Raw genomic sequence first — 26,389 nt, 5'->3', positions numbered from 1 at the left:
TCCGATCCGGCATCCGGTCTTTTACTTCAACTCGACCGTTTTGGTTGTATTTGCGGCCCAACGCGACTCGTACTTAAGCGTTATGGAGCCTTTCCCCTCGACCAGAAACTCGTGTTCGATCTTGCCGAAGCCGGGGACGACCAGAAACTGGAGATCCGGCCGATGCTTCTTATAGACGACCTGATCGTGGTAGGGATCGGTCAGCAATCCCCCGGCGACGACCTTGGCCCCCTTCCCTTCGACTTTGAGCATGTCCTTGGGGTGGAGATTGATTTTCTGGGCGATGGCGCTCACGGTCGGCATGGCCCGGCCGTTGGAAAGCCGGGTGCGGACGCGGAAGAGGTTTTTCCCCAGCGGCTTGATATCCGTCACTTCGAGCGTCACCTCGGGAACGTGCTTGGCCGAAAAAATGACGACCATGGCGTTTCTGTGAACGAGGTCGCCGATCGTAAACGGCGCGCCGAGTCGCGAGCTCATCTTGACCCAGCCGCCGATTTCGATGTCGCCGTAGGTCGGATGTTTGAAGGGCGTCCAAGGTTTGTAGAGTTCGCCCTGGGTCAGGTGATCGCTGTATTTGAGCCTTTCGCGGTCGGAAACGCCGCTCGAAAGCATGGCCATCATGCCTTCCCCGGCATCCGGGTCGAGAGCCGGTTTTTCGGATGTGCCCGTGAACGATTCGCTAACCGCCTGGAAGACCTCGGGGACATAGGCATAGGCGCCCATGGTGTAGGTCAGCCACTCGATGGAGTCGCCGTAGGTCGTATAAAGATCCTTCCAGGTGATGAGGTAGCGGTAGCCGGGCATGATCCGCTCGGCCTGTTTGCCGATGAAGTCAAGGACGGCGATGTCCTGGGGCGGATACTCTCCCAGCCCCTTCCGGCTGGGTCCGCGCAGGTACATGCCGCCGAAGTTGTGGAACGACCAGCCGATGCAGATGTTGGGCCGGTCGACGATCCACTCGGCCAGGGCCTTGAGCCCCGTTCCCTGAAACGGATATTCTCCGGAGCCGGTCTGGACGTAGGGCGGCGCCCAGTCAAAACCCCAGTTGCGGTTGGGATCGACATAGCCTTCGGCGTCCTCGTTGATGAGTCCGTCGCCGTCGTTGTCGATGCCCTCCTGGCCGAGGATGGTCCACTCGCCCTGCTCGCCGGGCTTGACCCGGACCATAAGCCGCGGGTCCTCGGGGTCGGTCTTCCAGGCCCCGAAGGGATCCCGGATCCGCATCATGCAGATGTTGCCGTCGCCGTCGAGGTCGTCGGGGAAATCCTCGTCGATCAGGCCGTCCCTGTCGTCGTCAAACGGGATGCGCAGGCTGCGGTTGGTGCTCGGCGTGTTGGGGTCGGTGAAGAAATAGTGGCGGCCGTCGGCGTTGACGACGGGGACGACATAGAAACACACGCTGTCCACGACCCGGGTCACTTCATCGTTTTTGCCGTATTGGCCGAGGAGATAGTCGAGAAGATAGAGGGAGATTTCACCGCCCTGAATTTCGTTTCCGTGCATGTTGCCGTCGACATAGACGCCGGGTTTTCCGAGAGCCGGGCCGGTCTTGGGGTTGTTGACGGTCATGGCATAGATGGGACGGCCCTCATCGCTCTTGCCGGCGATTTCGAGCGTCGTCAGGGCGGGATAGGCCTTGTGGAGAGCCTGAAGGGCCTCATAGACCTGTTCCAGCGTGTAGTAATGGTCGAATCTCAGGGGAACGGAGATTCCGGACTTCTGCGCGGGCAGGACCGCGGCGATGAGAAATACGGCAAGGACGGCGGCGGCCGTCTTGATCGTGGCTTTCACTTGGCACCTCCCAGGTCGACGGGGCGGGAATCGCCCCAGGCGTTCTGCGTCTCCGCCTTGACCGTGATCTTGACGGGCTTGTCGGCCCGAACGATCCAGGTTACGAGCTGCGCGCTCCGGGGCTGGACGGAGGGAACGAGGCTGCGCTTTTTGCCCTCGAGGATTTCGAATCCCTGCCCTTCGAGCGTCAACACCGCGGGGATGATCCTCATGTTCCGCCGGGCCATGGCCGTCGGGAAGGGCAGGTCTCCGGTGTTTTCGATCCAGACCTTGATTTCGTAGACGCTCGATCCCAGCCGCCGGACGGCCGTGTCGGCGATCCGGATGCGGGCCATTTTTTTGGCGATTTCGACAACCCAGGGAACCTGGCCCTTGAGCAGGCCCTCGATCATCGCCGGGGGCGGCGTGTTATCGGTGAACGGGACGGCCCCTCCGATTTCGACGTCGCCGAGCGTCGGATGATTGAAGGGCTTCCAGTCAACGAAGCCTTTGCCCCCGAGCTCTTTGTCGCTCCAGGCGAGAAGCGCCTTTTCCTTGGGATCGGCGCCCTCCGGGCTCGGCGGTTTCGGCATCTGTTTCATCATCTCGGCCATTTTTTTCGTGTCCATCATGCCGCCCTGGATCGCGGCGATGACCTGCTTGGCCCGGAACTGGTCGGGGGCGCCGGACGACTTCAGGAAGGCGTCGATGCGCTCTTCGCCGAGGGCGATGAAGTCCTCGTTCGTCATCTTTTCGAGACTGTCGGGCGTGAAGGCGTCGTCCTTCTTTTCCTCGGGAGGCAGCGGCAGCGTCCAGAAATCGAGGGCGAAAGACGGCAGGCCGAGGTGGTAGTAGGACCACAGCTCGAAGGAGCCGTCCTTGTCGGGGGCCGGGTCGAGGCGCTTGCCGTCGAGCTTGGCCGCCTTCAGGAACTCCTTGTATTGATCGGAAAACTCCTTGTAGAACTTGAGGTCGTCCTCGAGGGGATTGACGACGGCGCCCAGGCCGAGGAAGCTGGCGATCATGGACTCGCTGATCTCCATGCCGGGCGGCGCCAGCGGCTGGATGAGTTCCATGACCTCGGCCATGGTGTAGGTTTTATCGGGATCGGCGTTGATGAATCCCGCGATGCGTTCGGGAATCTTGATCTGGTTGAGATCGGCTTCCCCTCTCCGGCCGCCGCGGGGCGGGGCGAGACAGAAGTTCGACTCGCCGAAGACGAAGGTCAGCCCGATCTCGCGATGGGTATCGAAAAATTGGAACAGGGCGAAGGTCTCAGGCTCGGCTCCGGGCCAGGGGCCGGAATCGGGCGCAAGATGATTGAAGAGATGCGGGAAGGCCGTCCCGACATTGACGCCTCCCGGAGGATCCTCATTGATCCGCCCGTCGCCGTCGTTGTCGAGGCCCTCGGGATAGAGCTTCCAGATCCCCTTTTCGCCCTTGGACCAGTCGGCCCGCTTCATGAGGCGCGGTTCGCCGGGAACGGGAATCCACTCCCCTTCGGGATCCTTGGCCCTCATCCGGGTGATCAGACCGTCTCCGTCGAGATCGTCCGGGCCGTCCTCGTCGACCGCGTCATCCTGGTCGTCGTTCATGGGGCGGGCATTCCGGGCGTCGCGATAGAGGGGCTTCTTGAAGAAGCGGGCGTGCGCGTCGGGATTGCCGCAGGGCAGGATGTACCAGGTCCGGTCGGCGCGCATCTCGGGCTTTTCAAGGACGATCCTGGCCAGGTAGAGGGCCGCTTCGCTCGAGATGGGGACCGTCCCCTCCATGTTGGCCGCAATGAATACGCCCGGAAAGGTTTTTTCGGTTTTGGCCGTCTCGGGACCGATCTCGAGCAGCACGAGATCGCGGCCGCCGGCGCTTTTGGCCAGGGCGTGGGTGCGGGCGATCTTGGGGTTGGCCCGGGCCATCTCCGCCAGGGCCGCGTTCAGCTCCTGAGGGTTGCGGTAGCGGTCGAAGGCGAGGTCGGCCGCGGCCGCCTGGCTCAGCCAGAAGCCCGCCAGAAGAAGGACAAGGATGGGACGCAGGGATTTTTTAGGGGTCACGCGATGATACCTCCACATGTTCATGGATAGTATGATATACGAAAAATCGCGTCTTTAGGTTTGTTTTTTAATTTTCTATTTTTTCAGCGGCATAATCGGCAGGATCACATGACTCGGGTATGTTTTGTCATGAAACACCGTTTGATGGGCTGTTTTCCATTCCTTATCGGTGGCGACCGGATTTCCGGTATTCTGATTCGGATTTATCCAAGGAAAGGCGCTGCTGGAGATTTCGACACGAATTTTATGGCCGGCCAAGAAGGTATGGCCGATATCGAACAGGTCAATCGTAATTTTTTCCGTCTTTCCGGGCGTCAGCAGGACTTCTTTTTCATAACCGAAACGATATCTCGCCCGCTTGATACCCATGCCATACCGCCCCAGCTCGATCGCTCTCCCATCGGGAAAAACATCGAGAAGTTTGACGATAAAATCGGTGTCCTTGGCATCGCTGGAAATGAACAATTCTGCCTTGACGGGCCCTAAAATATCGACGGGCTCCGAAAGACGTTCTCCTGTATAGACCAGCACATCTTTTCTGATCTGGATCAGCCTGTTGTCCGTATAGCCCGAGCTCGGCATTTTATCCATACGTATGGGATCCTTCGGATCAAAAATGTATTTGTCCGGCGGTTCCATTCCCGGCTCGTTCCACGAGAGTGTCCCATCGCCGAGCAATGTGTTGGCCTGTCCCCCGCTGCGCAGGTACAGTTTTTGAAACGTCATATCAGCGGGCGGGTATTCGTCGAACTCACGCCATATGTTCATCCCCGTCGAATAGACGCGGGCACGGGGAGGATTGAAATCCGGAGCCGATCCTTTCAGGTGATGATTGAAAAACCTCAGATGAAGCCCCATCATGTCGAGAACGGAATCCTTGGTGAAGGTGAGTTCGCCCTCTTTCGTATCTCCGCCGAAAAACGTTTCCCCGTGATTCCAAGGACCGATGATCAGATTCATTTTGTCTTTTCCCGGCGAATGCTTGCGCATATGAGTCCAATAGGTCAGCGCGCCGGGCTGGTCCACGTCAAACCAACCGGTAACCGTCAGCGCCGGAATATCAATATTCTGAAAATCCTCGACCGTAAAATGGATGCGTTTCCAATAATCATCAAGAGTGCTGTGCGTCAGCCACTCCTTGTAAAACTTCATGTTCCGTCCCATGGCTTCATCCATGGTCAACAGAGGGCGATGCCAGAATAACTTCTCCCAGTCGATCCCGACCAAGTTCCCCCCCTGGGCGACACGGCCTGACGTGCCGTTCAGCCAGCCCAGAGCCCATTGCATGGCCCAAGCTCCCCCTGTATAGGGGAACTCCTCAAAATAGACCGCCGAAGCCGCGGTCGGCACGATGCATTTCAGATGGGGGGGTTGTTCACGGGCCGCCAACCACTGGACGGCGGCGGCGTAGGAAGATCCCATCATGCCGACATTCCCGTCACACCAAGGCTGTGCTGCGATCCATTCTATGGAATCATATCCGTCCCGGCCTTCGACAAAATAGAACCCGAACTCTCCTTCCGAATCTCCCCGCCCCCGCACATCCTGGATGATCAACACATATCCTTCCGGGGCGAAGATCGCTCCCAATGGAGCCAGATATTTCGACACTTTGACATAAGGTGTCCGGATGAGAATCGCGGGATAGCGCCCCTCGGGCTCAGGCATCCACATATCCGCGGACAAGGTGATGCCGTCCCGCATGGGAATCCGCACGTCAAATTGATGCCTTATCTGGGCCGAAAGCGACACAGAAAAACACATCAGCCATATAAAAACCAATTTTCGTTTCATGTTCGTCTCTCTATTTTTCCGGTTTTCCCTCTATCAAACAGCCCGGGAAAGACGATGTGCCGCAAGTCGACAAAGACTTTCGTCACCTTTCCAAATTCTTACTCAAGGGAAGTTCAACATCCTCATCCCAGATATGCTTGGCAAACCACTGCCAATTGTGCCACATCGCCGCCAGAAGTTCTTTCGGTTTCGAGATACCATGCCCGAATCCATTATAGACGATCAGCTCTGTTTCGACGCCCATATCCCTTAATCCCCGCAGCATCAGATAGGCATTTGAAATCGGGACCCGCCGGTCGAATTCCCCATGCTGGATGAGTGTCGGCGTCCCGGCATTTTTAATGTGCGTTATCGGCGATGTTTTGGCGTAAACGTCCGGATCTTCCCAGGGGGTCGCCTGCAGATATTGGAGGGTGAAAGAATGGATGTCCGTGTTGCCATAATACATCGTCCAATCGGAGATGCCCGCCCCCATGGAAATCGCCCTGAATTTTTTCGAATTTGTGCTTAAAAAGGCGGAAATGAAGCCGCCTTGGCTCCAACCCATCGCACCAACCCTGTTCTTGTCCGCGATACCGGTCTTGACAAGGACATCCACGCCCGACTCGATATCCCAGGCGTCTCCAACGCCGAGATTGCGCACGTTCAATGATCGGAATTGTTCCCCGTAGCCCGCGGATCCGCGGTAGTTCGGCTCCAAGATGACGGCACCCTTCGCAAGCCACTGCACCAGCGGATAGACGTATCCGGAAACCGGCATCGGCCTCGCGGCTGTATTCGGCCCCCCGTGAATGACGACCATCAAAGGATATCTGCGGTTGGAATCGTAATTCTCCGGCTTCCAGAGGATGCCTTCAATCTCGGTACCGTCCCGGCTCTCCCACGATATGATCTCCCGGGTTCCAAGAGGCCAGTTCTCGATTTGCGCCGTCATATCGGTGACTTTGACCAGGTTGTAGGAATCCAGGGATGTTTGATACACCTCGACCAAGGTTGTCCGGTCAAGAGCTGTTATGGCCGCTTTTTGACCATCACCGGTTAAACTGATATCAACAATTATTTCCGGCACATCAAAAACTCTTGTGATGGAACCATTCTCAGGATCAAGCTGAAACAAATGAATCAGGGATTTTTGCGATGAATTGAAATAGATCCCTTGTTGCGTCCACTTGAGTGCATTCGGATATTCATCGAAGGAGGATGTGAGAACGGTGATTTCTCCTCCCTCAGCTGGAATTTTCGCCAATTCGATGTTTTGGTAGAAGTGGTGCGGTTTTCTCATGGCCGTATTGAAAAGGATCCATGTCCCGTCCGGTGACCACATCGGGTTGCTATCCGGGCCCGGCTGGGCGACAAGCGGAGTCACCGTCCGCGTGGCAAGATCAATAACAGAGATATCCGAATCACCCCAGGCGGACTCGAAAGGTTTGGGTCTGTGGCTGAAAACGATTTTTTTTCCATCCGGAGACGGGTTAAAACCGTCTACGGTAAAAGCTGTTCCTGATGTCAGCCTTCGGGAGGCCGGCGTTTTTTCGACATCCACATCAGTCAGCCAGAGATGCATCATGCGGGGCTCCGCATCATCTCTGGTGAAACGGCCATAGAGGTCTTCACTTTTTCTTTGATTGTCGCCGGCCGGATCGAGTGCGGAAAAAACGATCTGTTTCCCGTCGGGCATCCATTTGAAAACGCCGATGCCTCCTTCATGACCGGTCAGTTTGACGGCCTCCCCTCCGTTCGGCCTGATCAGATAAATCTGGCTCCCCTCCCCCCGATCTGCGGTAAAACCTATCCATCTCGCATCCTGCGACCATTGGGGGGAATAGCTGCTTCCATCGTTCGTGTATGTCAGTTGGAAGGGTCTCTCCCCTTCGCGCGCCAGCCAGATTTCCGTATCATAACGGTTTTGATCCCAGACGGTGGATCTGACCGTATAGACGATCGCGGAACCGTCCGGAGCGATTTGTGCACTCTCGATCGAACGCAAGCTGATCACGTCTTCAAAAGACGGAACCGGCGGAGGGTTTTCTCCCTGTGCGCCGGCGGCGCACGCAATAAGGATCCCCGTCAGAAAAAAGACAAGCCGGATTCTTCTCATGCGTGAGAGCCGGGGCCGACAAAGAAAATCACGGTCAATGCCAAGACGTCCTCCTTTTTCGAGAATATGTCCTGCCGAAGCCGAGTTTCCCCCGCTCCGGCAGGACACATTTTTCCGTCCTTAGAAATCCAACCGGACTCCGAACTGCACCTGTCTGGGATCCAGCGCCCGGGTCGGCTCACCGAATCGCGGAGAATTTTGGTTCGCGGAAATATTGATGAAATTGGCTTTGTTGGTGAGGTTGTACACTTCGGCAAAGAGATGAAGCCTCGTCGATCCGATGCTGAAGAACTTGGAAAGCCTGTTGTTGATCCAGAAATGGCTGAAACCCCTGCGCGAGTTCCGGTAGTAATCCAGGTAGTCGGAGAAGAGAGTGTCCCGATTCTCATCAAAGCCGTAATAGGCCGTCCATGGAAGGGCCGATCTGAAAAACACGATTCCGCTCAACTGTATGCCGAACGGAAGATCGACTATACCTGAAGCCGTGATCGTGTGGCGCGCATCGGTGGACGTCGGGCCGTACTGGCGTTCCCATCCATCCTCGTCATAGCTGTCCACAGAATCCATATACTCCGTGTTGGCTTTCGACCAACCCAACGTATAAGACAGATCGAGAGACCAGCCTTGGGAATACCGCTTTGACAAAGTCAAGTACATCCCCTTGAAATCGCTCTTGCCCGTATCCGCAACGACTTCCACGCTTCCCCGGCTTGGATCCTGACGCAGGCCGCCTGTCCCGGGGATAACGGGATTCTCATCGACAACAGTGGGAAGTTTATACCCCCGCGTGTAGACAAAATCGACGCCTAAGGAAAGATCCGTTAAAACTTCTCTCTGGGCGCCGAGGCTTGCCTGAAGGGCATAGGGCATTCTCATGTCTTCGCGAAGTTCATAGGTTCCGAGACTCTGGGGTCCGCCCTGATTCGACAGAAAGCCGGGAGGCAAGCCCAGGATGGATTCCCAGAGCGACCAGAAAGGATTGATCCCGTCAGGATCGGGATATGCGGGAAACAGAAGCTGCTCCATTTTCACTTGACTGAAGTAAATGAATTGAGCGGCCGTGTTCCCAAACAAGTTGGCCGAGAAGGTTCCAACTCCTCCCCTGATGGATGTCTTTCTGTCTCCGATAGGATCCCAGCTGAAGCCGAACCGGGGGCTGATGTTTGCAGGGAAATCGAACTGCCTGAGATCGAAATCGGCCATGGTGTAGTAGTTGTAGCGGACTCCGAAATTGAGGGTCAGCCGATCGGAGGCGGCCCAGGAATCCTGGGCGAAAAGCGAGAAAATATGCTGGGGGACCTCGAAAACCGTATCGCCAATGATTCTTACGAAGACCTGAGGGTAAGTGAATGGATCCGCCGCATTGAAGGGATTATTCGTGGCGAAGATATAATAGCCGGGATTATAAGCTTTAATATCACCGCCGCCGGGGGCATAGCTGTAATCAAAACCGAACTTCAGGCTGTGGTCCCCGGTGAAGATACTGAGGTTGTCGACAACTTGAAATCTTTTGGTCCATTGCGTCTTGGGAATCTGGGTGTTTTTACCGAACATCCCACCCGGCCGACTGATCGAGAAAGCGTCGGCTTGCGCCGGGTCGGAAGTGACAAATTCCTGGTTTTCCCAGGCATAGAGCACACGGAGCTCATTCATCGTTGAGCTGGACAGAAAAGAGGTCCAATTCATGGCTCCTTCGCTGATATTATGAAGGCTGTTATAGGCCATCTCTCTTGTATTCAGACCTCCGACGCCCGCATTCTTGATGCTGCTGTCATTCAGGACAACACGAAACATGAAGAGATTGTTTTCGTTGAGCTGATAGTTCAGTTTGCTGAATAAATAATGCCTCGTTTCGGGGATTGAGACAGTTTCCGAAGGCACCAACGGAGATGTGATCTGACTGTACGTTTCCCTGAAGGCGCCTTCATAGGATAGGAAGAAATGCAACTTGTCCTTGACGAGGGGTCCTCCGAGAAATACCGAAGGATTCAGGTGTTTGAAATCCGGCTTCTCATAATCGCTGATGACATTACCCTTGTATCCGTCATGATTGACGAAATAATTGGGCGTGTCAAAAATCTCATCCCGATAATAGAAGGACGCCCGGCCTCGGAATTCATTCGTGCCGGACTGGGTCGAGGCCGCGCGGAGCACTCCTGCCGCGGATCCGTATTCCGCGGAGAACTGATTCACCATCACCCGGAATTCCCGCACGGCATCGGAGGGAATGGACGTCCGCGTGGAATTGGCCGTCATCTCTTCATTGGAAACGCCGTCGACGGTGATGCCCCCCATGCCGAAGGGCAAGGCGTTCGACCTGACATCCGAACTATCGGTTGGATCGATCTGAACACCAGCCTGCAGGATCGACAAGTCGCCGAAGTTTCGATTCAGGAGCGGAAGGCTGTCGATCTGGACTCTGTTCACGACGCCGCTGATTTCTGATTTCGAAATCTCGACCATGGGTTCTCCCGCAGTGACAATAATCTCCTCTTCAAGAGCGGTCTGCTTCAATATAAAATCGATGGTTAAGCGAGCTCCGACACTGAGCGTCAAACCTTTTCTCAGCTCAGTGCCGAAACCAGGCAGTTTCACTTCCGCCTCATACCTACCCGGCTCTATCCCTGAGATACTGTAGGTCCCGTTGTCTCTCGACATGGAGCCAAAGACATATCCCGTCTCCACATTCTTAAAATTGATCGTCACGCCGGGCAGGGCCAGATTTTCTTCATCTGTCACCTTTCCGTTCACCGTAGCGAGGGTCGCCTGAGCGAATCCATTCAAGGCGAGAAAAACCAGTGCCGTGCTGATAAGACCGACCCGGAAAAAACCTTTGTTCAGGCTTTTGAACTTCACCATTTTGAACTCCTTATGATTGGAATATTGAAACTTTTAATTGAGCGGCAGCTCATGAAAAACCTTTGCTAATGCGCCTCTCTTCGCCAAAGGGTTATGGAAAACATCCCTGTCGATGAGCCGCCTCAAGTCATCAGGTGACATGGTCGAGTATCCAATCCCAATGTTTCGTGACGACCTTCACGGCCTTCCTCATATCTCTGTTCTCCAACACGTTCAACAGTTCTAAATGACTTTCGTAGGACGTTGACAAAACCGCCGGTTTTCGGGAAAAAATGAAATGATTCACCAGGATCAGAAGTTTTTCGTGATTGGACGAGAGGGCTTCATAGAGATAGGGGTTTTTTGAGGCCGTCCATATTTTTTCATGGATCCTCATATTCAGCTTCGAAAAATCCAGCCTGTCCTTTTCGCTGCACAGCTCTCCCAATTCCCGGGTCAAGTGCTTGAGATCGGCAATGTCTTCATCACCCATGAATTTCAAAGCCCTCTTCACCGCAAGGAGGTCAAGGTCGATCACGAAATCGACCAGTTTTTTGACATCATCCAATGTGGCGAAGACGACATGGACTTCTTTCCTGGCATTGATGTTGAGCAGTTTCTCGGCCGACAGGATTTGGAACGCCTCCCTGACCGGCCCGCTGCTGACATTGAATATCCTGGCCGTTTCTCTTTCCGTAATTCTTTGTCCGGGCTGCAATTCCCCCCTGAAAATGGCTTCCTTGATGTGCCGATAGATCGTCTCCCGTATGGTAAGAGGGGCTTCGATCACGGTATCAGCCCAGGTTTTTTCCTTTCCGTCTTTCTTATCCATTGTACGATCCTTTGCGCTCTGTCATTGATGCTCTATGCTTTATGCTTAAGCAAGTTTATCGCACGCTCTTTTCGAATGTCAAGCTTTTTTTATCCGTTCCAGTTGACAGGCAATGGTTGCAGGTGTTAACTGATTATGGGATGTGTCAAATGCACCGTTTCCTTTCGATCATGGCTTTTTTCTTTTTGATACCCGGGCCTATCATCCAGGCCAAGGTTCTGCAGGAATCCTTGAGCGAATCATCCAAGGTATGGCTCAATGAGGTCGTTCCTTACATCATCACGAAGGCCGAAAAGGAGTTTTTTCTCAGTCTTCCCAACGAAGTCGAACGGGGGAAATTCATAGAGAGTTTCTGGAAAAAACGAGATCCCCGGCCGGAAACACCTGAAAATGAATTCAAGACGGAGTACTTCAGGCGCATCGCTCAGGCCAATAAGCTTTTCGGCAAAGCTGGAATCGAAGGGTGGCGTACGGACAGGGGCAAGGTCTACATTCTTCTCGGGCCTCCTAAAGACATCCAGAGAGACATGACCCCGACTTCGTTCTCCACTTCCGTCTTTCACGGCCCCCGTGAGATCTGGAACTATTGGGGGTTGTCGAACCCGCGACTTCCCTACAACCTGGAATTCGTCTTTATCGACAGATTGGGAACGGGAAACTATGTTCTGGAAAGAAATGTCAGGCTGGCCGAGCAAGGCGGACAGCCCTTAGACCTCAATGCCTCCCACTACCACTTTGACACCATGGAATATATGGCCGAGATCATGAAAAATCCATTCGAACGCATGGATGAGCTGAGGGGGATCATCACCACGCAAGTCACCTATGAACAGATCCCTTTTGATGCCGCATTTTTCTATTTCAAAGGCGCAGCGGAAACATCCCTCATTCCTCTGGCTGTGTCCATCCCCTACGCTGCATGCACCCAGAAGGAGATCGAAGGCCGGTCGCTTCTCTCTTTGAATGTGTTGATCCATGTCAGCGACGCGCTCGGCCAAGTCATCCTCGAGCGAAACAAGGACATCGAGATCAGACATTCGCCCGGGGAAATGGAGGCACTCCAAACCGAATCCTTGTACGCCCAGACATCCATATCTCTCGAATCGGCGACTTACAACGCACACATCCTTGTGCTGGACAACTTCAGCGGCAAGGTCGGAACCCTCCACAAAAAACTCGTCGTCCCCGACTTCAACACTCAGGGACTTTCGACCAGCAATGTTATTCTTTACGTTTCCAACGGCGGGGAAAATTTGGACGATCTACTCGCGGGTCGGGGCCATATGGGAATGATCAAAAACACATTTAAAACCGGCGATGAAATGAGCCTCATTTTCGAGGCCTATCATCTCACAAAAAATCCCGAGTCAGACGCCTATGATTTTGAAGTGACCTATGAATATTTCGATCAGGGCCAATCCCTGCTGAGGATTCCGGCGCCCGGCTCGAATCAATCTTTGGAAAAGGATATCCGGATCCACACGTCATTCATGCTCAAGAATTTCAAACCCGGAAATTACATCCTCAGGGTGAAAGTTACGGATATTCATTCCGGAAACGCCGTGACCAAGGACGTTACGTTCCTCATCATTCGGTAAGGATGCCGCTTTCCGTCACGTCAGACCGGACTCCGGTTTAGGATTCTTCCAGGCAGGGCTCCGGAATGCTCGCCATTGTTGATGACCGGCACGCCATTCACAATCACGTGATCGATGCCGTCCGGGTATCTTTGAGGTTCAGTCCAAGTGGCTCGATCGGCGACCCGGTATTCGTCGAAAATCACGATGTCCGCAAAGGCACCCGGCTTGAGCACACCCCGGCCGGCGAACCCAAAATTTGCGGCCGGAACCCTTGTTATCTTCCGAATCATTTCGCGCAGAGGACAGATCTCTTCATCACGCACATATCGCCCCAGGACACGGGGAAAGGTCCCATAGCTTCGCGGGTGTGACTTTCCATGGCCGAGAGGCCCGTAGGGAGCCTGGGCAGAGCCGTCACACCCGATCCCGACCAGGGGATGTGCCAGGATCCTCCTCAGATTTTCCTCGCTCCCCATAAAGATGATCTGGCCGGCCTGATTGTTTTCCTCGATAAGAAGATCTCTTAAGAAAGCGAACACATCTTTCCCGGCGATCCGTGAGGCGGCGGCCACACTGACTCCTTCGAAACGGCGGTTTTGTTCGGCTTTGATCGAGGATATCAACACTTTGTCCCAGGAACCGAGCTTTTCCTCCCGAAAACGGAGATATTCCCGAAAACGTCTTTCCAAGGCGGGGTCCTTGAGCCGGGCCAAAAACTCTTCGGTTGTGCCCTCGCAGGCCCAGAGGGGAAAATTGAAGTTGCTGAGTCCGGTCTCCCCCGCAACATAAGGATACCGGTCGCAGAACACCTTGATTCCCGAAGCCGCAGCTTTTTCCAGCCGGGTGAAGACGTCGTCGATCTTGGGCCAGTTTCTCGGATAGGCCGTCTTCAAATGTGAGATTTGGATCCGAATCCCCGTCTGCTCAGCAACATCGATGGTTTCATCCAAAGCTTCCAAAAGCGAATCATCCTCACTCCGCAGATGCGAGGCGTACATACCACCGTTCTTCACAGCGACCCGGCAAAGCTCGATGATTTCATAGGGTTGTGCGAAACTGCCGGGCGCATAGGCCAGACCGCTGGAAATACCCAGGGCGCCGTCTCGAAGATTTTCTTCAACCATAATCTTCATCGCCGACAGTTCTTCGGCCCGGGGAGGCCGGTCATCGGACCCCATGACGGCACGCCGGATGGACCCATGTCCCACGAACGTCGAAAAATTGAGAGCGGATCGGGAATGTTTCAATCGACCGAAAAATCCTCTGATATCCCGCCAGTCAAGCTCGAGACCATATTGCTTCATAAGTCTTCTGCGTCTTTGCCTATAAGTTTCATCCGAAAGAGGAAACACGGATCCCCCGCAGTTCCCGCTCACCACCGTGGTTATCCCCTGTCGAAGATGACTTTCCGCACGGGGATTCACCAGCAGCTCGACATCCGTATGATCATGGGCATCGATAAAACCGGGACAGACCACCAATCCCTTCGCATCGATGATGGATTTGGCCCGAGAGGAAGCGATTCCTCCGATCTTAACAATTCGATCTCCACGGATTCCGATGTCGGCGATGATTTCTTCCGCGCCCGTTCCATCGAACACACGGCCGCTTCGTATCAGCAAATCAAACGGCTTCCTGGAATCACAACCTTGCAGCAGGATTCCTCCCCCAGCCCATCCTATCGCCGTCTTGGACGATGTCTTCAGGAATTCTCTCCTGGTCAACAGCCGGCTCATCCGCTCTCCTTATCGTTTCGACCTACGAAATCCACGGAAAGACTCATCGACAAATATCAGAAAACTCTTGTGCCCAAAACTATCTTAAACAAGAAAAAAGTATAAAGCACGCAGCTTGAATCCGTCAAGGCGGCAGGAAGGATGGATCTCCGCATCAAGGATCATCCCGAATGGAGACGAGGCAACCGCAATTGACAACACACATGGCTTTGTTGACAATGAAGACCATTTTGCCGAGATCGGAAGGGAAATCACGGCGTATCTCTCCAAGGAGGAATTTCATGAAACAACCGAGACGGATCCTGGTCATCGCATTGACGCTTTTTCTTGCCTCTTTTTCCCAAGCGCAGGACCTCGAGCCGCATTTGCAAAAGGGGCTGAAAACCATCAGGGCGATGGATGCCTATCATTATGTCAAAAAGATGGTCAGCCCGGAATTCGGTGGACGCTATACCGGAGATGAAGGTTATCTCGCCGCAGCAAACTGGGCGGCAAAGAAGTTCAAGGAATGGGGCCTCGAACCGATGAACAAAACCGTAGGCTACCTGCAGGCTTTCCCTGCTCCCTACACCAAGGTCAAAGAAGCGGAATTGACGCTCATGCTGCAAAACGGCAGGAGTGTCACGCTCACGCCTGAAGAAGATTTCCTGCCCATGCTTCCGACCGACAGCGGCCACCATGCAGCCGGAGCCGTATTTGCCGGATGGGGAGTTCATGCGCCTGAGATGAATTATGACGATTATCACGGCCTCGATGTCCGCGGCAAATACGTCCTCTGCATCCGCGGGGTGCCGGACCCTGACAATCCCGCTTTCAAACCGCACAATGAACACCGCCACAGAATGAAAACGGCCAAAGAAAAAGGCGCGCTTGGCCTCTTCTATATCTATGAGCCTCATTCCAATCCGAACATGGACTGGATCGAAGGATTTACTTCCGTGATTCTCAGTGAAAAATCCGCCGATCTTCTCCTTGAAGAAAAGGGATTTCGGGTTGCCGAGCTGAAGCAAACGCTTCTTAAATATCAACGCCCCATTTCGTTTGAATTGGCCGGAAAGATCAGCTACCGCGTCGTCTCAGAGTTTTTCCCGGAAGGAACAGGGTATAATGTTGTCGGAATTATCGAGGGGAGCGACTCTCGACTGAAGACGGAGTGCATTGTCATCGGCGGGCATTATGACCATAACGGCACTCACCTGGGGATCCTGTTTCCCGGCGCCAATGACAATGCGAGCGGCAGCGCTGCCGTTGTGGAGATCGCCGAGGCATTTGCCCATACGGGAAAACGCCCAAAACGCTCGGTTGTTTTTGTGTTGTTCGGCGGGGAAGAGATGGGACTGAAGGGTTCGCATTTTTTTGTCGATCATATCCCGGAACAGTTCTCCAAAGTTGACGCGATGTATAATCTTGACATGGTCGGCGACGGAAGAAAAGCGACAGGCCGGGCCACAACACAACCGCCGGAATTCAAAAAAAGCATCTGGGATGCCGACAAACATGTCCGTATCTTGGGGAAGTTCGGAGACATCACCGGCCCTGGAGGCGGCTCCGATTACCGGCCCTTTAATGACAAGGGGATTCCATGTGCGGCGCTGATGTCTGACGGCCCCGGCCTGCATTATCACAGGTCCGCCGACGATATTTATAATGTGAATCCGGATATCATGGCGGAAATCGCGAAACTGGTCTATATCGCGTCCTATCGGTGGGCGGATCGATAGCCGACCGTCATTTCATTCGGGTCTGGAATCGGGAGAGTCATAATGAAGCTTGGTCAACAGACGTATGTCCTATCAATGATGGCATGTCTTTCTTTTATGGCCTTGTGCATTTCACAAGGTTCAGCGCAGGAATCCACGGGACGATGGACGACAGAAACCATGCTGCGTTACAAAAGCGTTGGAGGAACGGCCGTCTCTCCGGACGGAAAACGCATCGCTTACACAGTCAGAGAGGCCTTAACCGAAGGAGAATTATCAGAATATCGCACGCACATCTGGATCGTCGCGGCAGACGGCACAATGAACTATCAGTTCACATATGGAGACAGCTCCTGTTACAGCCCTTCGTTTTCTCCGGATGGAAAGTATCTGTCATTCCTCTCTTCGCGCGGAAGCGATAAAAAGACCCAGATCTGGCTTTCCCGTTTTTCTGGAGGTGATCCCGAACAATTGACAAAAACGATTTCAGGCGTCAATGCCTATTCCTGGTCGCCTGATGGGATGAGAATCGCCTATACCATGACAGATCCTCCTTCTGAAGAGGAGACGCAACGAAAACGGGAAAGGCGCGATGCCCGTGTTCTGGATATAAATTTTAGATATTCTCATCTTTATACGATAACCGTTGAGAAAGATGCTTGGGGTGAGCGCAAGGTGACTCGTCTAACGAAAGGGGATTTCCATGTTTCATCGAACCCGTTTTTGGGTTCGAATCCCCCCTTCGACTGGTCCCCCGACGGGACGACGATCGTTTTCGAGCACCTGGAATCTCCCCTCACCGCAGATTGGACGACAAGCGATATCTCCTGTGTTCCTTCCGACGGCGGACCGGTGAGGCCCATGATCTCGCGGAAAGGCGTGGATTCGAAACCTCGATATTCTCCGGATGGAAAGAAAATCGTTTTTGCTTCGGATAACGGCAACACGAAATATGCCTTTCTTCAGGACTTCTATGTGATGCCTGCCGAAGGCGGAGAGGCGAAAAAACTTGCAGAGACGCATGACCGCTATTCTTCGCAAATCATGGGCTGGTCTGCCGACGGAAGAGAATTCACTTATCTGGAGTCATCCAAAACATCACAACGCCTGTTCGCCTTACCGATAGACGGCGGTCAACCGCGTATGATCACAAAGAGCCCCGGCGCGTATTCCGGAGTGGCTTACGACAAAAACAGACGGACAATGGCTTATATCTATCAGACAACCGAACTTCCCCCGGACATCTATATTTCGGATACGGAAGATCGGAATTCCGTCAAATTGACCGAGGTCAATGCCCATTACCCTCAATATCCGATGGGCAAAACGGAAGTCCTGACCTGGAAATCCCGGGACGGGCTCGAGGTGGAAGGGTTGCTGACCTACCCTGTCCAATATGAGAAGGGAAGGCGGTATCCGCTGCTTCTCAATATTCATGGGGGTCCGACAGGGGTATATATCCAATCGTATACGGCTGAGTCTTCCCTGTATCCGACCCAAGTCTTCGCAGAGGAAGGGTTTGCGGTTCTTCGCCCGAATCCGCGCGGAAGCGCCGGATATGGCAGTGAGTTCCGTTTTGCCAATTACAACGATTGGGGATTCGGCGATTATGAAGACGTCATGAGCGGAGTCGACAAGGTTATTGAAATGGGAGTTGCGCATCCGAACGAGCTCTGTGTGATGGGATGGAGCTATGGCGGCTATCTGACTTCATTTGTCGTTACGAAGACGGACCGATTCAAGGCCGCAAGTGTCGGTGCCGGTTTTCCGAATCTGATGAGTTTCACGGGAACAACCGATGTCCCGGGCTTTATTCCCGACTATATGGGAGGTCAGCCTTGGGACCGCTTGGAAGCCTATATGAAGCATTCGGCAATGTTCAATGTGAAGGGCGTCACAACTCCGACACAGATTCTTCACGGGGAAGTCGACACACGAATCCCGATCGGACAGGGATTGGAATTCTATAACGCCTTGAAACAGCAGGGCTGCCCGACGGAAATGATCGTATACCCAAGGACTCCGCATAGTCCCCGCGAACCGAAATTTGTCGTCGACATCACCGACAGGGTGTTGAAATGGTTTAACAAACACCTGGGGCGGAATTCCAAAAAATAGCTGTAACCTCAGGATCATTTTTTTCGAACGAGCCGGCATCGAACCGGCCATTCCCGAGCTTCGGTTTGGCATTTTCAAGGCCAAGTGTATTAAAATGGAGTTTGCGGGAGGGACCATGAACAGAACAGCCGTTCGTTTGATATTTGCGATCGTCATTCTGGCCGGTCTGATTTTCGGTCTGGGAGGCGTCATGAAGGATCATTCCAAACAGGACAAGACGAAACGCTCGACCGAGGAGCTCTGGAAAAAAGTCCAGGCCGCCGAGAGCGACGGCCTGCCCCAAACGGCGATCGACCATCTGAAACAGATTGTCGCCCTGAGCCTCGAAGGCAACCGCGAAAGCGAGGCCCTGAAGGCCCTGTCCCGGCAGCTCATTCTCGAATCCCTGATCGAGGGCAACAAACCCGAAACCCGGATCGTCCGGATCCGGGAGGAAATCGACAAAGCCCCCGCCGGAATGAAGACCATGCTCCGGGTCATCCTGGCCCAATGGTACCGGCACTACCACGAACGGAACAGATGGCGCTTCATGCGGCGCGAGGCGACCGCGGGCGGAATCGATGAAACGGACTTCACAACCTGGGACCTCCGCCGCCTCTTCCGCGAAATCGACACTATCTACCGGGATATTCTCAAGGATGAAGCCGCCCTGAAGAAAACGCCGCTTGCCGTCTACCGCGACTTTCTCCAGGCCGGAAATCAGCCCTCGTCGCTCCGTCCGACGCTCTACGATTTCGTCGCCTTCGAGGCGCTCGATTTCTATACGTCGGGCGAACAGGCCGCCGCCGCCCCCGAGGACGCCTTCATGATCGAGGCCTCTTCGCCCGTGCTCGGCCCGGCGGACAAGTTCCTGAAGTTCAAGCCCGAGACGACGGATGTCGATTCTCCGAAGCTCCGGGCGCTTCTTCTGTATCAGGGTCTTCTCGATTTCCATCGCCGCGACGGCGACCGGGACGTCTTCCTGGACGCCGACCTCCATCGCCTGCGGACCATGAGGAACTGGGCCGCCGGCGAGGAGGCTTCGAGCCGCTATCTCGAACGGCTGAAGAACATCGCCGAAAGAAACTCCGGTTCGGTCATGTCCTCCATGGCGGATTTCCTGGCCGCGCAGGAGCTCCTGGCCGGGGGGGATGCCGTCGCGGCCTATGTCCTCGCCGACCGGGGCCGCAAGGCCCATCCGGATTCGATCGGCGGAAAAAACTGCGACGCCCTGATCGGGGGGATCACGGCCCGCGAATACGACGTCCGCACCGAGCGCGTGGCGGCGGCCGGACGGCCATCCCGAATGGTCGTCGAATACCGCAACATCGAGGAGATCCACTTCCGCGCCGTCAAGGAGGATTTCGACGCGCTCATCTCCGGAAAGAACGCCGGGGATCTTCTATGGACGACCGACGCAAGCATGAAAAAGTGGCTCGACCGGAAGCCGGAGGCGGAGTGGTCCGCACGTCTCGCGCCGACTCCGGACTACAAACGCCGCCTGGAGATCATCGAGATTCCGGCCCTCGGCCCGGGCTTCTACCGGATCCTGGGCAGTTATGACAGGAGTTTCGGCGACAAGGAGAACAAAATCGCGGCCGGTTCGTTCTGGTCGAGCGGACTGGGCCTCGTCCTGGGAGGTCCGGGACCCGGGATCGAGGGCCTGGTCGTCGACAATCAAAGCGGCGACCCGGTCCCCGGAGCCGATATCACGCACTACGAATACAACCACAGGACCTCCGCCTTCAATAAGAAGGCTTCAACCCGCTCGGACAGCCAGGGCACATTCACCTTCTCCGAGACCGAGCGCTCCTATACCACGCTTCTCCTCGTCAAGGATGCGTCCGGAGACCGGCTCGCCGAAACCTCCGTTTCGCCCTCATACCGGTACCCGAACGAAACTTACAGCCGGACGATCTTCTTCACCGACCGGTCCCTCTACCGCCCCGGCCAGACCATCCATTTCAAGGGGCTTTGCCTGAGAGTGGACCGGGAGGCGGACGACTATAAAATCCTGCCCCGGAAGAAACTCCGGGTCGTTTTCCGCGACGCCAACGGGCAGGAGATAGCGGCCCTCGACCTCGTCTCCAACGATTTCGGGACCGTGAGCGGCGCCTTCACCGCCCCGGCCGATCGGCTGACCGGAGCCATGTCCATCTCCACGGAAGATCCCGGCGGATCGTGCACGGTCCGGGTCGAGGAATACAAGCGGCCCAAGTTCCAGGTCAAAATCGAAGTCCCGGAGCGCGAGTTCCGGCTGAACGAAGAAATCTCCGTGCCGGGTGAGGCCCTATCCTACACGGGGGCGCCGATCGACGACGCTCTCGTCAAGTACCGGGTGGTCCGCCAGGTCCGCTTCCCGGTCTGGTGGTTTTATCGAAGGGGCCCGTCGGCCGGCGAGAGCGCTCAGGAGATCGCCCACGGCACGACCCGCACGGACGAGGCGGGAAAATTCGTCGTCGCCTTCAAGGCCCGGCCCGATCCGGCCGTATCCCCATCTTCCCAACCTGTCTTCACGTTCTCCATCACGGCCGATGTCACGGACGGAACCGGAGAGACGCGGAGCGCCGGGGGCCGCGTCCGCCTGGGTTACGCCGCGATCGAGGCAAACCTTTCGAGCGACGGATGGCAGGAAGCCGGAAAACCGGTCAACCTCAGAATATCCACCGTGACCCTGAACGGCAAGCCGGCCTCGGCCAAGGGGATCGTCGAGGTGTTCGCCCTGCGCGGACCCGAAAGTCCCGTTCCCGTGGACATGATCGGAGAAACCGCCGTTCGGGAAAGTCAGGCCGGGGATGACGCGGAGTTTTCCGAGTCTTCGGACTGGCGGAGATGGCCCGAGGGCGACCGCGCCGCCGCGTCGGAGTTCGAGACGCGCGCCGACCGGGACAAGCCCGAGACCCTGTCCTTCGATCTTCCGGCGGGCGCTTACAAGGCCCGGCTGAAAACCCGGGATTCCTACGGGACGGACGTGGAATCCCTTTACTATTTCCTGGTTCTCGACCCGTCGGCCGAAACGTTCCGGATCCCCGTCCCCTTCCACGTCGCGGCGAAAACCTACTCCGTCGAGCCGGGCGAGACGTTCGAGATGCTCTGGGGGACGGGCTATGAGCGGGGACCCGTTCTGGTCGAGATCTACCGGCGCGGGCGGCTTCTCCGCCGCTCCTGGAACGACTCATCGAAAACTCAGGGCGTCCTCCGCGTCCCGGTCGCCGAAGAATGGCGGGGCGGATTCACCGTCATCGCCATGATGGTCAAGGAGAACCGCCTGTACCGCGAAGAGAGGCGCGTGGCCGTGCCCTGGTCGAACAAGCGGCTCGATCTGCAATGGCAGAGCTTCCGCTCCAAGCTCCGGCCCGGCCAGGCCGAAACCTGGTCGCTCCGGATTTCGGGGCAGGGAGCGGAAATCCATGCGGCCGAGATGGTCGCTTCTCTCTATGACGTCTCCCTCGACCAGTTCTACGGCCACGGCTTTCCCGGGATATCGGGGATATTCCGGGGCGAGACGTCCATCGGACCGGCCGGATTCTCGAACCGGCGGGAAGATCTCCGGACGCATCGCGACAATCTCCGCGTCCACCGCGGCTTCATCGAACCCACTTATGTCCGACTGCCGCGGGACGTCGTCGAGGACGCCTGGGGATACGAATACCGCATGAGGAGCATGCCCATGGCCGTGCCCGAGGCCGGAGCCGTCGCCGACGAAGCCATGATGTCGGTTCGGGAAGAGGCGCCGCCGGCGCCCGCCGTCGTCGGAGGCGTCGTTGGAGGTGTCATCGGAGGAGTCGTTGCAGGCGGAGGAGAACCCTCAGAACCCGGAGCCGCGGCACCCGAGATCGATCTCTCCGCGGTCCAGGCCCGGACGAACCTCAACGAGACGGCCTTCTTCTACCCTCACCTTTTGACCGACAAGGACGGCGTTGTCACCCTCGAATTCACGATGCCGGAAGCCCTGACCGAATGGCGGTTTCTCGGCTTCGCCCACACCCGGGACCTCATGAGCGGATCGATCGAGGCCCGGACCGTTACCCAGAAGGAACTCATGGTCCAGCCCAACCCGCCGCGTTTTCTGCGCGAAGGCGACCGTCTCGAATTCACGGTCAAGGTCACGAACATGACCGAAAAAGAGGCCTGGGGCGCCGTCGAACTGCGCTTCTTCGATCCACGAAACGAAAGCTCCCTGGACGAGGCTCTGGCCCATGTCGCGCCGAAACAGACATTTGCGATTCCGGCCAAACAGTCCCGGTCGTTCTCCTGGCCGCTCGCCGTTTCGGACGGAATCGAGGCGGCGGGTTTCCGGGCCGTCGCGGCGACGAAGGAATTTTCGGACGGCGAGGAAGGAATGTTTCCGGTCCTCAGCCGGAGCCTTTTCGTCCGAGAATCCATCCCTCTCTGGATCAGCGGCAAAGGCGAAAAGACATTCCGCTTCAACAAGCTCGCGGAATCGGACACATCCCCGACGCTCCGCCATCTTGGACTCACGGTCCAGATGGCCTCCAACCCGGCCTGGTACGCCATCCAGTCCCTGCCGTTCCTCATGGAATATCCCTACGAATGCTCCGAGCAGGTCTTCAACCGTCTCTACGCCAACGCCCTGGCCCGGACGATCGCCGGTTCCAGTCCCCGGATCCGGCGGATTTTCGACCTGTGGAAAGGAACGGACGCGCTGCAGTCCAACCTGGAAAAGAACGAGGATCTGAAGAGTGTGCTGCTCCAGGAGTCGCCCTGGGTCCTCCAGGCCAAATCCGAAACCGAGGCCAAGCGCGCGATCGGGCGGCTGTTCGACGAGAATCTCATGAACCGGGAGATCGGACGGGCCATGGGCAAACTGGCCGAAATGCAGCTCGCCGACGGATCCTGGCCCTGGTTCCCGGGCGGAAGGGGGAACGATTTTATCACCCTGTACATCGTCACCGGATTCGGACGCCTCAAGCCTCTCGGCGTCGCCGGCCTGTCCCAGGAGCCGGCCCTGAAGGCGATCGAGCGCCTGGACAACTGGATCCGGGAGGTTTACGAAAGGATTCTCGAATATAAAACCCAGGACGAAAACAACCTCAGCCCGACCGTCGCCCTCTATCTCTACGCTCGAAGCTTCTATCTGAGTGAGCGGCCTATCCCCGACGGCAGCCGGAAGGCTGTGGATTATTTCCTCGCCCAGGCTGCGGAGCATTGGCTCCGGCTCGACAACCGCCAGAGCCAGGCCCATCTCGCCCTCGGCTTAAACCGCATGGGCGACAAGGAAACGGCTCGGAAAATCATGCGCTCGATGAAGGAGCGGAGCAAATTCGACGAAGAGATGGGGCGGTACTGGGCGGAGACCGAACTCTCCTGGTGGTGGTACCGCGCGCCCATCGAAACCCAGGCCGTCATGATCGAGGCCTTCGGCGAGGTCATGAACGACACCCAAGCCGTCGAGGAATGCAAGATCTGGCTGTTGAAGCAGAAACAGACGCAGGACTGGAAGACGACCAAGGCCACGGCCGAGGCCGTCTATGCCCTGATCCTGCGGGGAACGGATCTCCTGGCTTCGGACGCGATCGTCGAAGTGGCCCTCGGCGGAAAAACCGTCGAGCCGGAAAAGGTCGAGGCCGGAACGGGGTTCTACGAGAAGCGCTTCGCCGGATCCGAAGTCAAGGCGGCCATGGGCGAAATCGAAGTCCGGAAGACGGATGCGGGAATCGCCTGGGGCGGCGTCCACTGGCAGTACCTGGAGGATATCTCCCGGATTACGCCGCATGAGCAGAATCCGCTCACACTGAAAAAATCCGTTTTCGTCAGACGCCAGACCCGGAGCGGACCCGTGATCGAACCCGTCCGGGGGCCGCTCGCCGTCGGCGACACCGTCGTCGTCCGGATCGAGCTCCGGACGGACCGCGACATGGAATATGTCCACATGCGGGACCACCGGGGCAGCGGACTCGAACCCGTGAACGTCCTGTCACACTACAAGTTCCAGGACGGGCTGGCCTACTACGAGGCGACGCGGGACGCGGCCACGCATTTCTTTATCGACTACCTGCCGAAAGGGACGTATGTCTTCGAGTACAGCCTGCGGGTCCAGCACCGGGGCATCTACCAAAACGGCATGGCCCACATCGAGTGCATGTACGCGCCGGAGTTCAACAGCCACTCGGCGAGCGTCGCCCTGGAGGTGAAGTAGGCCGGGCCTCAGCGTCCGGCGAGGCAGGCTTCCAGGTCTTCGGCGGCCGTTCCGACCGGCATGACGTTGAACGTCTCGGCCAGAACCTTGAGAACCCCGGGCGACACGAAGGCGGGCAGGCTGGGGCCGATGCGGATGTTGCGGATGCCCAGGCTGAGCAGGGTCAGCAGGATGACCACCGCTTTTTGTTCGTACCAGGACAGAACGAGCGACAGGGGGAGGCCGTTGACGTCGGTGTCGAAGGCCTCGGCCAGGGCGGAGGCGATGCGGACGGCCGAGTAGGCGTCGTTGCACTGGCCGCAGTCGAGGAGGCGCGGAATTCCCCCGATGTCGCCGAAATCGAGCTTGTTGAAACGGTACTTGCCGCAGGCAAGAGTCAGGATGACGCAGTCCGGAGGGACGGCCTCAGCGAACTCCGTGAAATAGTTGCGGCCGCTCTTGGCCCCGTCGCAGCCGCCGATCAGGAAGAACCGGCGGACCGCGCCGGAGCGGACGGCGTCGATCACCTGTTCGGAGAGCCCGAGGACGGCGTCGTGGCCGAAGCCGACCAGGATCGAGCGGTCCGGACCGTCGGCCTCAAAACCCGGCGCGTCGAGGGCGGCCCGGATGACGGGGGAAAACTCGCGGTCGGCGATGTGGACGACACCGGGCCAGGCGACGAGCCCGCTCGTGAAGATCCGTCCCTTGTAGGCGTCGCGGGGGCGCTGGATGCAGTTCGTGGTCATGAGAATCGCGCCGGGGAAGGCGTCGAATTCCCGGGCCTGATCCTGCCAGGCGCCGCCGTAATTTCCGGCCAGGTGCCCGTATTTTTTGAGTCCGGGATAGCCGTGGGCCGGCAGCATTTCCCCGTGGGTGAAGACGTGGATGCCCGTTCCGGCGGTCTGCTTGAGAAGCTCCTCGAGGTCCTTGAGATCGTGGCCCGAGACGAGAATGGCCTTCCCCTTCAGGGGCTCGATCCGGACCTTCGTCGGAACTGGCGAACCGTAGGCGCCGGTGTGGGCTGCGTCCAGCATCTCCATGACCTTCAAATTGACGGTCCCGCACTTGAGGCAGAGGGCTGTCAGTTCGCCGGCTGGGATGTCGCGGGTCAAAGCGTCCAGGGCCTCGGCGAAAAAGGCGTAAACGTCCTCGCTTTCCCGTCCGAGAATCGCGGCGTGATCGGCATAGGCGGCCATGCCCTTGAGACCGTAAGTGAGAAGCTCCTGGAGGCTGAGGATGTCCTCGTTGCCCGCGGCTCGGCGGGCGGGAATGCCGACTTCCTCTCCCTGGGCGATGAGCCCGGCGCGGTCGGGCGCCGGTTCCCAGCAGGCCGGTCCGTAGAGGGATTCAGGGATCACCCCGGCTTTCCGGGCGGCGTCTTCATAGAGCCGCCGGATTTCGGACTTGACGGCGGCGGCGCGGGCGAGGAGCGAGGCCAGGCGGTCCGGATCGAAGTTGACGTTGGTTACGGTCGTGAACAGGGCTTCGACGATGAAGCGGTCGGCCTCGGCCGGCCGGACGCCGAGACGGCGGGTCCGGTGGGCATACATGGCGATCCCCTTCGCGGCATGAACGAGAAGGTCCTGCAGGGCGGCGACTTCGGGGTCTTTTCCGCAGACGCCGAATTGCGTGCAGCCCGTGCCCTTGGAGGCCTGTTCGCATTGAAAACAGAACATCGTGGTCATGGTCGGTTCTCCTTGATTATGGAATCAACGATCGCCGCTATGGGCGACAGAGACATTATCGCCCATCCGCAA

At 56.8% G+C, this 26,389-nt stretch carries 12 protein-coding genes; 4 read left to right on the top strand and 8 right to left on the bottom strand.

The features are described 5' to 3' along the window. Positions 1 to 21 precede the first annotated feature (21 nt). From SCM96_07120 to SCM96_07095, 6 genes are all read right to left on the bottom strand, one after another. Positions 22 to 1,791 (bottom strand): M14 family metallopeptidase, encoded by a 1,770-nt coding sequence (locus SCM96_07120; protein MDW7760391.1) that lies wholly within the window; start codon positions 1,789 to 1,791, stop codon positions 22 to 24. Then, positions 1,788 to 3,818 carry a M14 family metallopeptidase gene (locus SCM96_07115; protein ID MDW7760390.1) on the bottom strand — a complete coding sequence of 677 codons (2,031 nt, stop codon included), beginning with the start codon at positions 3,816 to 3,818 and terminating at the stop codon, positions 1,788 to 1,790. Before SCM96_07115 ends, SCM96_07120 begins: the two co-directional genes overlap by 4 nt. Before the next feature lie 75 nt (positions 3,819 to 3,893). After that, entirely contained in the window at positions 3,894 to 5,522 is a 1,629-nt protein-coding gene (locus tag SCM96_07110; protein ID MDW7760389.1) for a CocE/NonD family hydrolase, read from the bottom strand. 172 nt (positions 5,523 to 5,694) lie between these two features. Then, entirely contained in the window at positions 5,695 to 7,179 is a 1,485-nt protein-coding gene (locus tag SCM96_07105; protein ID MDW7760388.1) for a S9 family peptidase, read from the bottom strand. Between the two features lie 651 nt (positions 7,180 to 7,830). Continuing rightward, the gene (locus tag SCM96_07100; protein ID MDW7760387.1) at positions 7,831 to 10,569 is read right to left on the bottom strand and encodes a TonB-dependent receptor; all 2,739 of its coding nucleotides are present in this window, start codon (positions 10,567 to 10,569) and stop codon (positions 7,831 to 7,833) included. Between the two features lie 130 nt (positions 10,570 to 10,699). Beyond that, complete coding sequence (locus SCM96_07095) at positions 10,700 to 11,380, bottom strand: GntR family transcriptional regulator (protein ID MDW7760386.1); 681 nt, start codon at positions 11,378 to 11,380, stop codon at positions 10,700 to 10,702. 149 nt (positions 11,381 to 11,529) lie between these two features. Between SCM96_07095 and SCM96_07090 the strand changes: the two genes are divergently transcribed. Then, positions 11,530 to 12,978, top strand: coding sequence for a GWxTD domain-containing protein (locus SCM96_07090; GenBank protein ID MDW7760385.1), 1,449 nt, complete (start codon positions 11,530 to 11,532; stop codon positions 12,976 to 12,978). 20 nt (positions 12,979 to 12,998) lie between these two features. On the opposite strand, the gene SCM96_07085 is transcribed toward SCM96_07090, so the two are convergent. Further along, a complete protein-coding gene (locus SCM96_07085) occupies positions 12,999 to 14,696 on the bottom strand; it encodes a D-aminoacylase (GenBank protein MDW7760384.1) in 1,698 nt (565 codons plus the stop codon). Between the two features lie 170 nt (positions 14,697 to 14,866). Between SCM96_07085 and SCM96_07080 the strand changes: the two genes are divergently transcribed. From SCM96_07080 to SCM96_07070, 3 genes are all read left to right on the top strand, one after another. After that, entirely contained in the window at positions 14,867 to 16,417 is a 1,551-nt protein-coding gene (locus SCM96_07080; GenBank protein MDW7760383.1) for a M20/M25/M40 family metallo-hydrolase, read from the top strand. 654 nt (positions 16,418 to 17,071) lie between these two features. Further along, complete coding sequence (locus SCM96_07075) at positions 17,072 to 18,514, top strand: S9 family peptidase (GenBank protein MDW7760382.1); 1,443 nt, start codon at positions 17,072 to 17,074, stop codon at positions 18,512 to 18,514. A gap of 115 nt (positions 18,515 to 18,629) precedes the next feature. After that, positions 18,630 to 24,653, top strand: a complete 6,024-nt coding sequence (locus SCM96_07070) for an alpha-2-macroglobulin family protein (protein ID MDW7760381.1) — start codon at positions 18,630 to 18,632, stop codon at positions 24,651 to 24,653. Positions 24,654 to 24,661: 8 nt separating this feature from the next. Here SCM96_07070 and hcp read toward each other — a convergent pair whose 3' ends face one another. Then, positions 24,662 to 26,308, bottom strand: a complete 1,647-nt coding sequence (hcp, locus tag SCM96_07065; protein MDW7760380.1) for a hydroxylamine reductase — start codon at positions 26,306 to 26,308, stop codon at positions 24,662 to 24,664. Between the last annotated feature and the right edge of the window lie 81 nt (positions 26,309 to 26,389).

The sequence above is a fragment of the Acidobacteriota bacterium genome, from assembly GCA_033549365.1.
GTDB lineage: Bacteria > Acidobacteriota > Aminicenantia > Aminicenantales > Saccharicenantaceae > JAWSUF01.
The sequence above is the reverse complement of the archived record's forward strand: the minus strand, read 5'-3'. Positions and strand labels throughout refer to the sequence as shown.

Coding starts and splice junctions, on each gene's coding strand:
- SCM96_07110 (MDW7760389.1), bottom strand. CDS start 5,522: ATGCGGGACGGCATCACCTTGTCCGCGGATATGTGGATGCCTGAGCCC.
- SCM96_07105 (MDW7760388.1), bottom strand. CDS start 7,179: ATGATGCATCTCTGGCTGACTGATGTGGATGTCGAAAAAACGCCGGCC.
- SCM96_07100 (MDW7760387.1), bottom strand. CDS start 10,569: ATGGTGAAGTTCAAAAGCCTGAACAAAGGTTTTTTCCGGGTCGGTCTT.
- SCM96_07095 (MDW7760386.1), bottom strand. CDS start 11,380: ATGGATAAGAAAGACGGAAAGGAAAAAACCTGGGCTGATACCGTGATC.
- SCM96_07090 (MDW7760385.1), top strand. CDS start 11,530: ATGCACCGTTTCCTTTCGATCATGGCTTTTTTCTTTTTGATACCCGGG.
- SCM96_07085 (MDW7760384.1), bottom strand. CDS start 14,696: ATGAGCCGGCTGTTGACCAGGAGAGAATTCCTGAAGACATCGTCCAAG.
- SCM96_07080 (MDW7760383.1), top strand. CDS start 14,867: ATGGAGACGAGGCAACCGCAATTGACAACACACATGGCTTTGTTGACA.
- SCM96_07070 (MDW7760381.1), top strand. CDS start 18,630: ATGAACAGAACAGCCGTTCGTTTGATATTTGCGATCGTCATTCTGGCC.
- hcp (MDW7760380.1), bottom strand. CDS start 26,308: ATGTTCTGTTTTCAATGCGAACAGGCCTCCAAGGGCACGGGCTGCACG.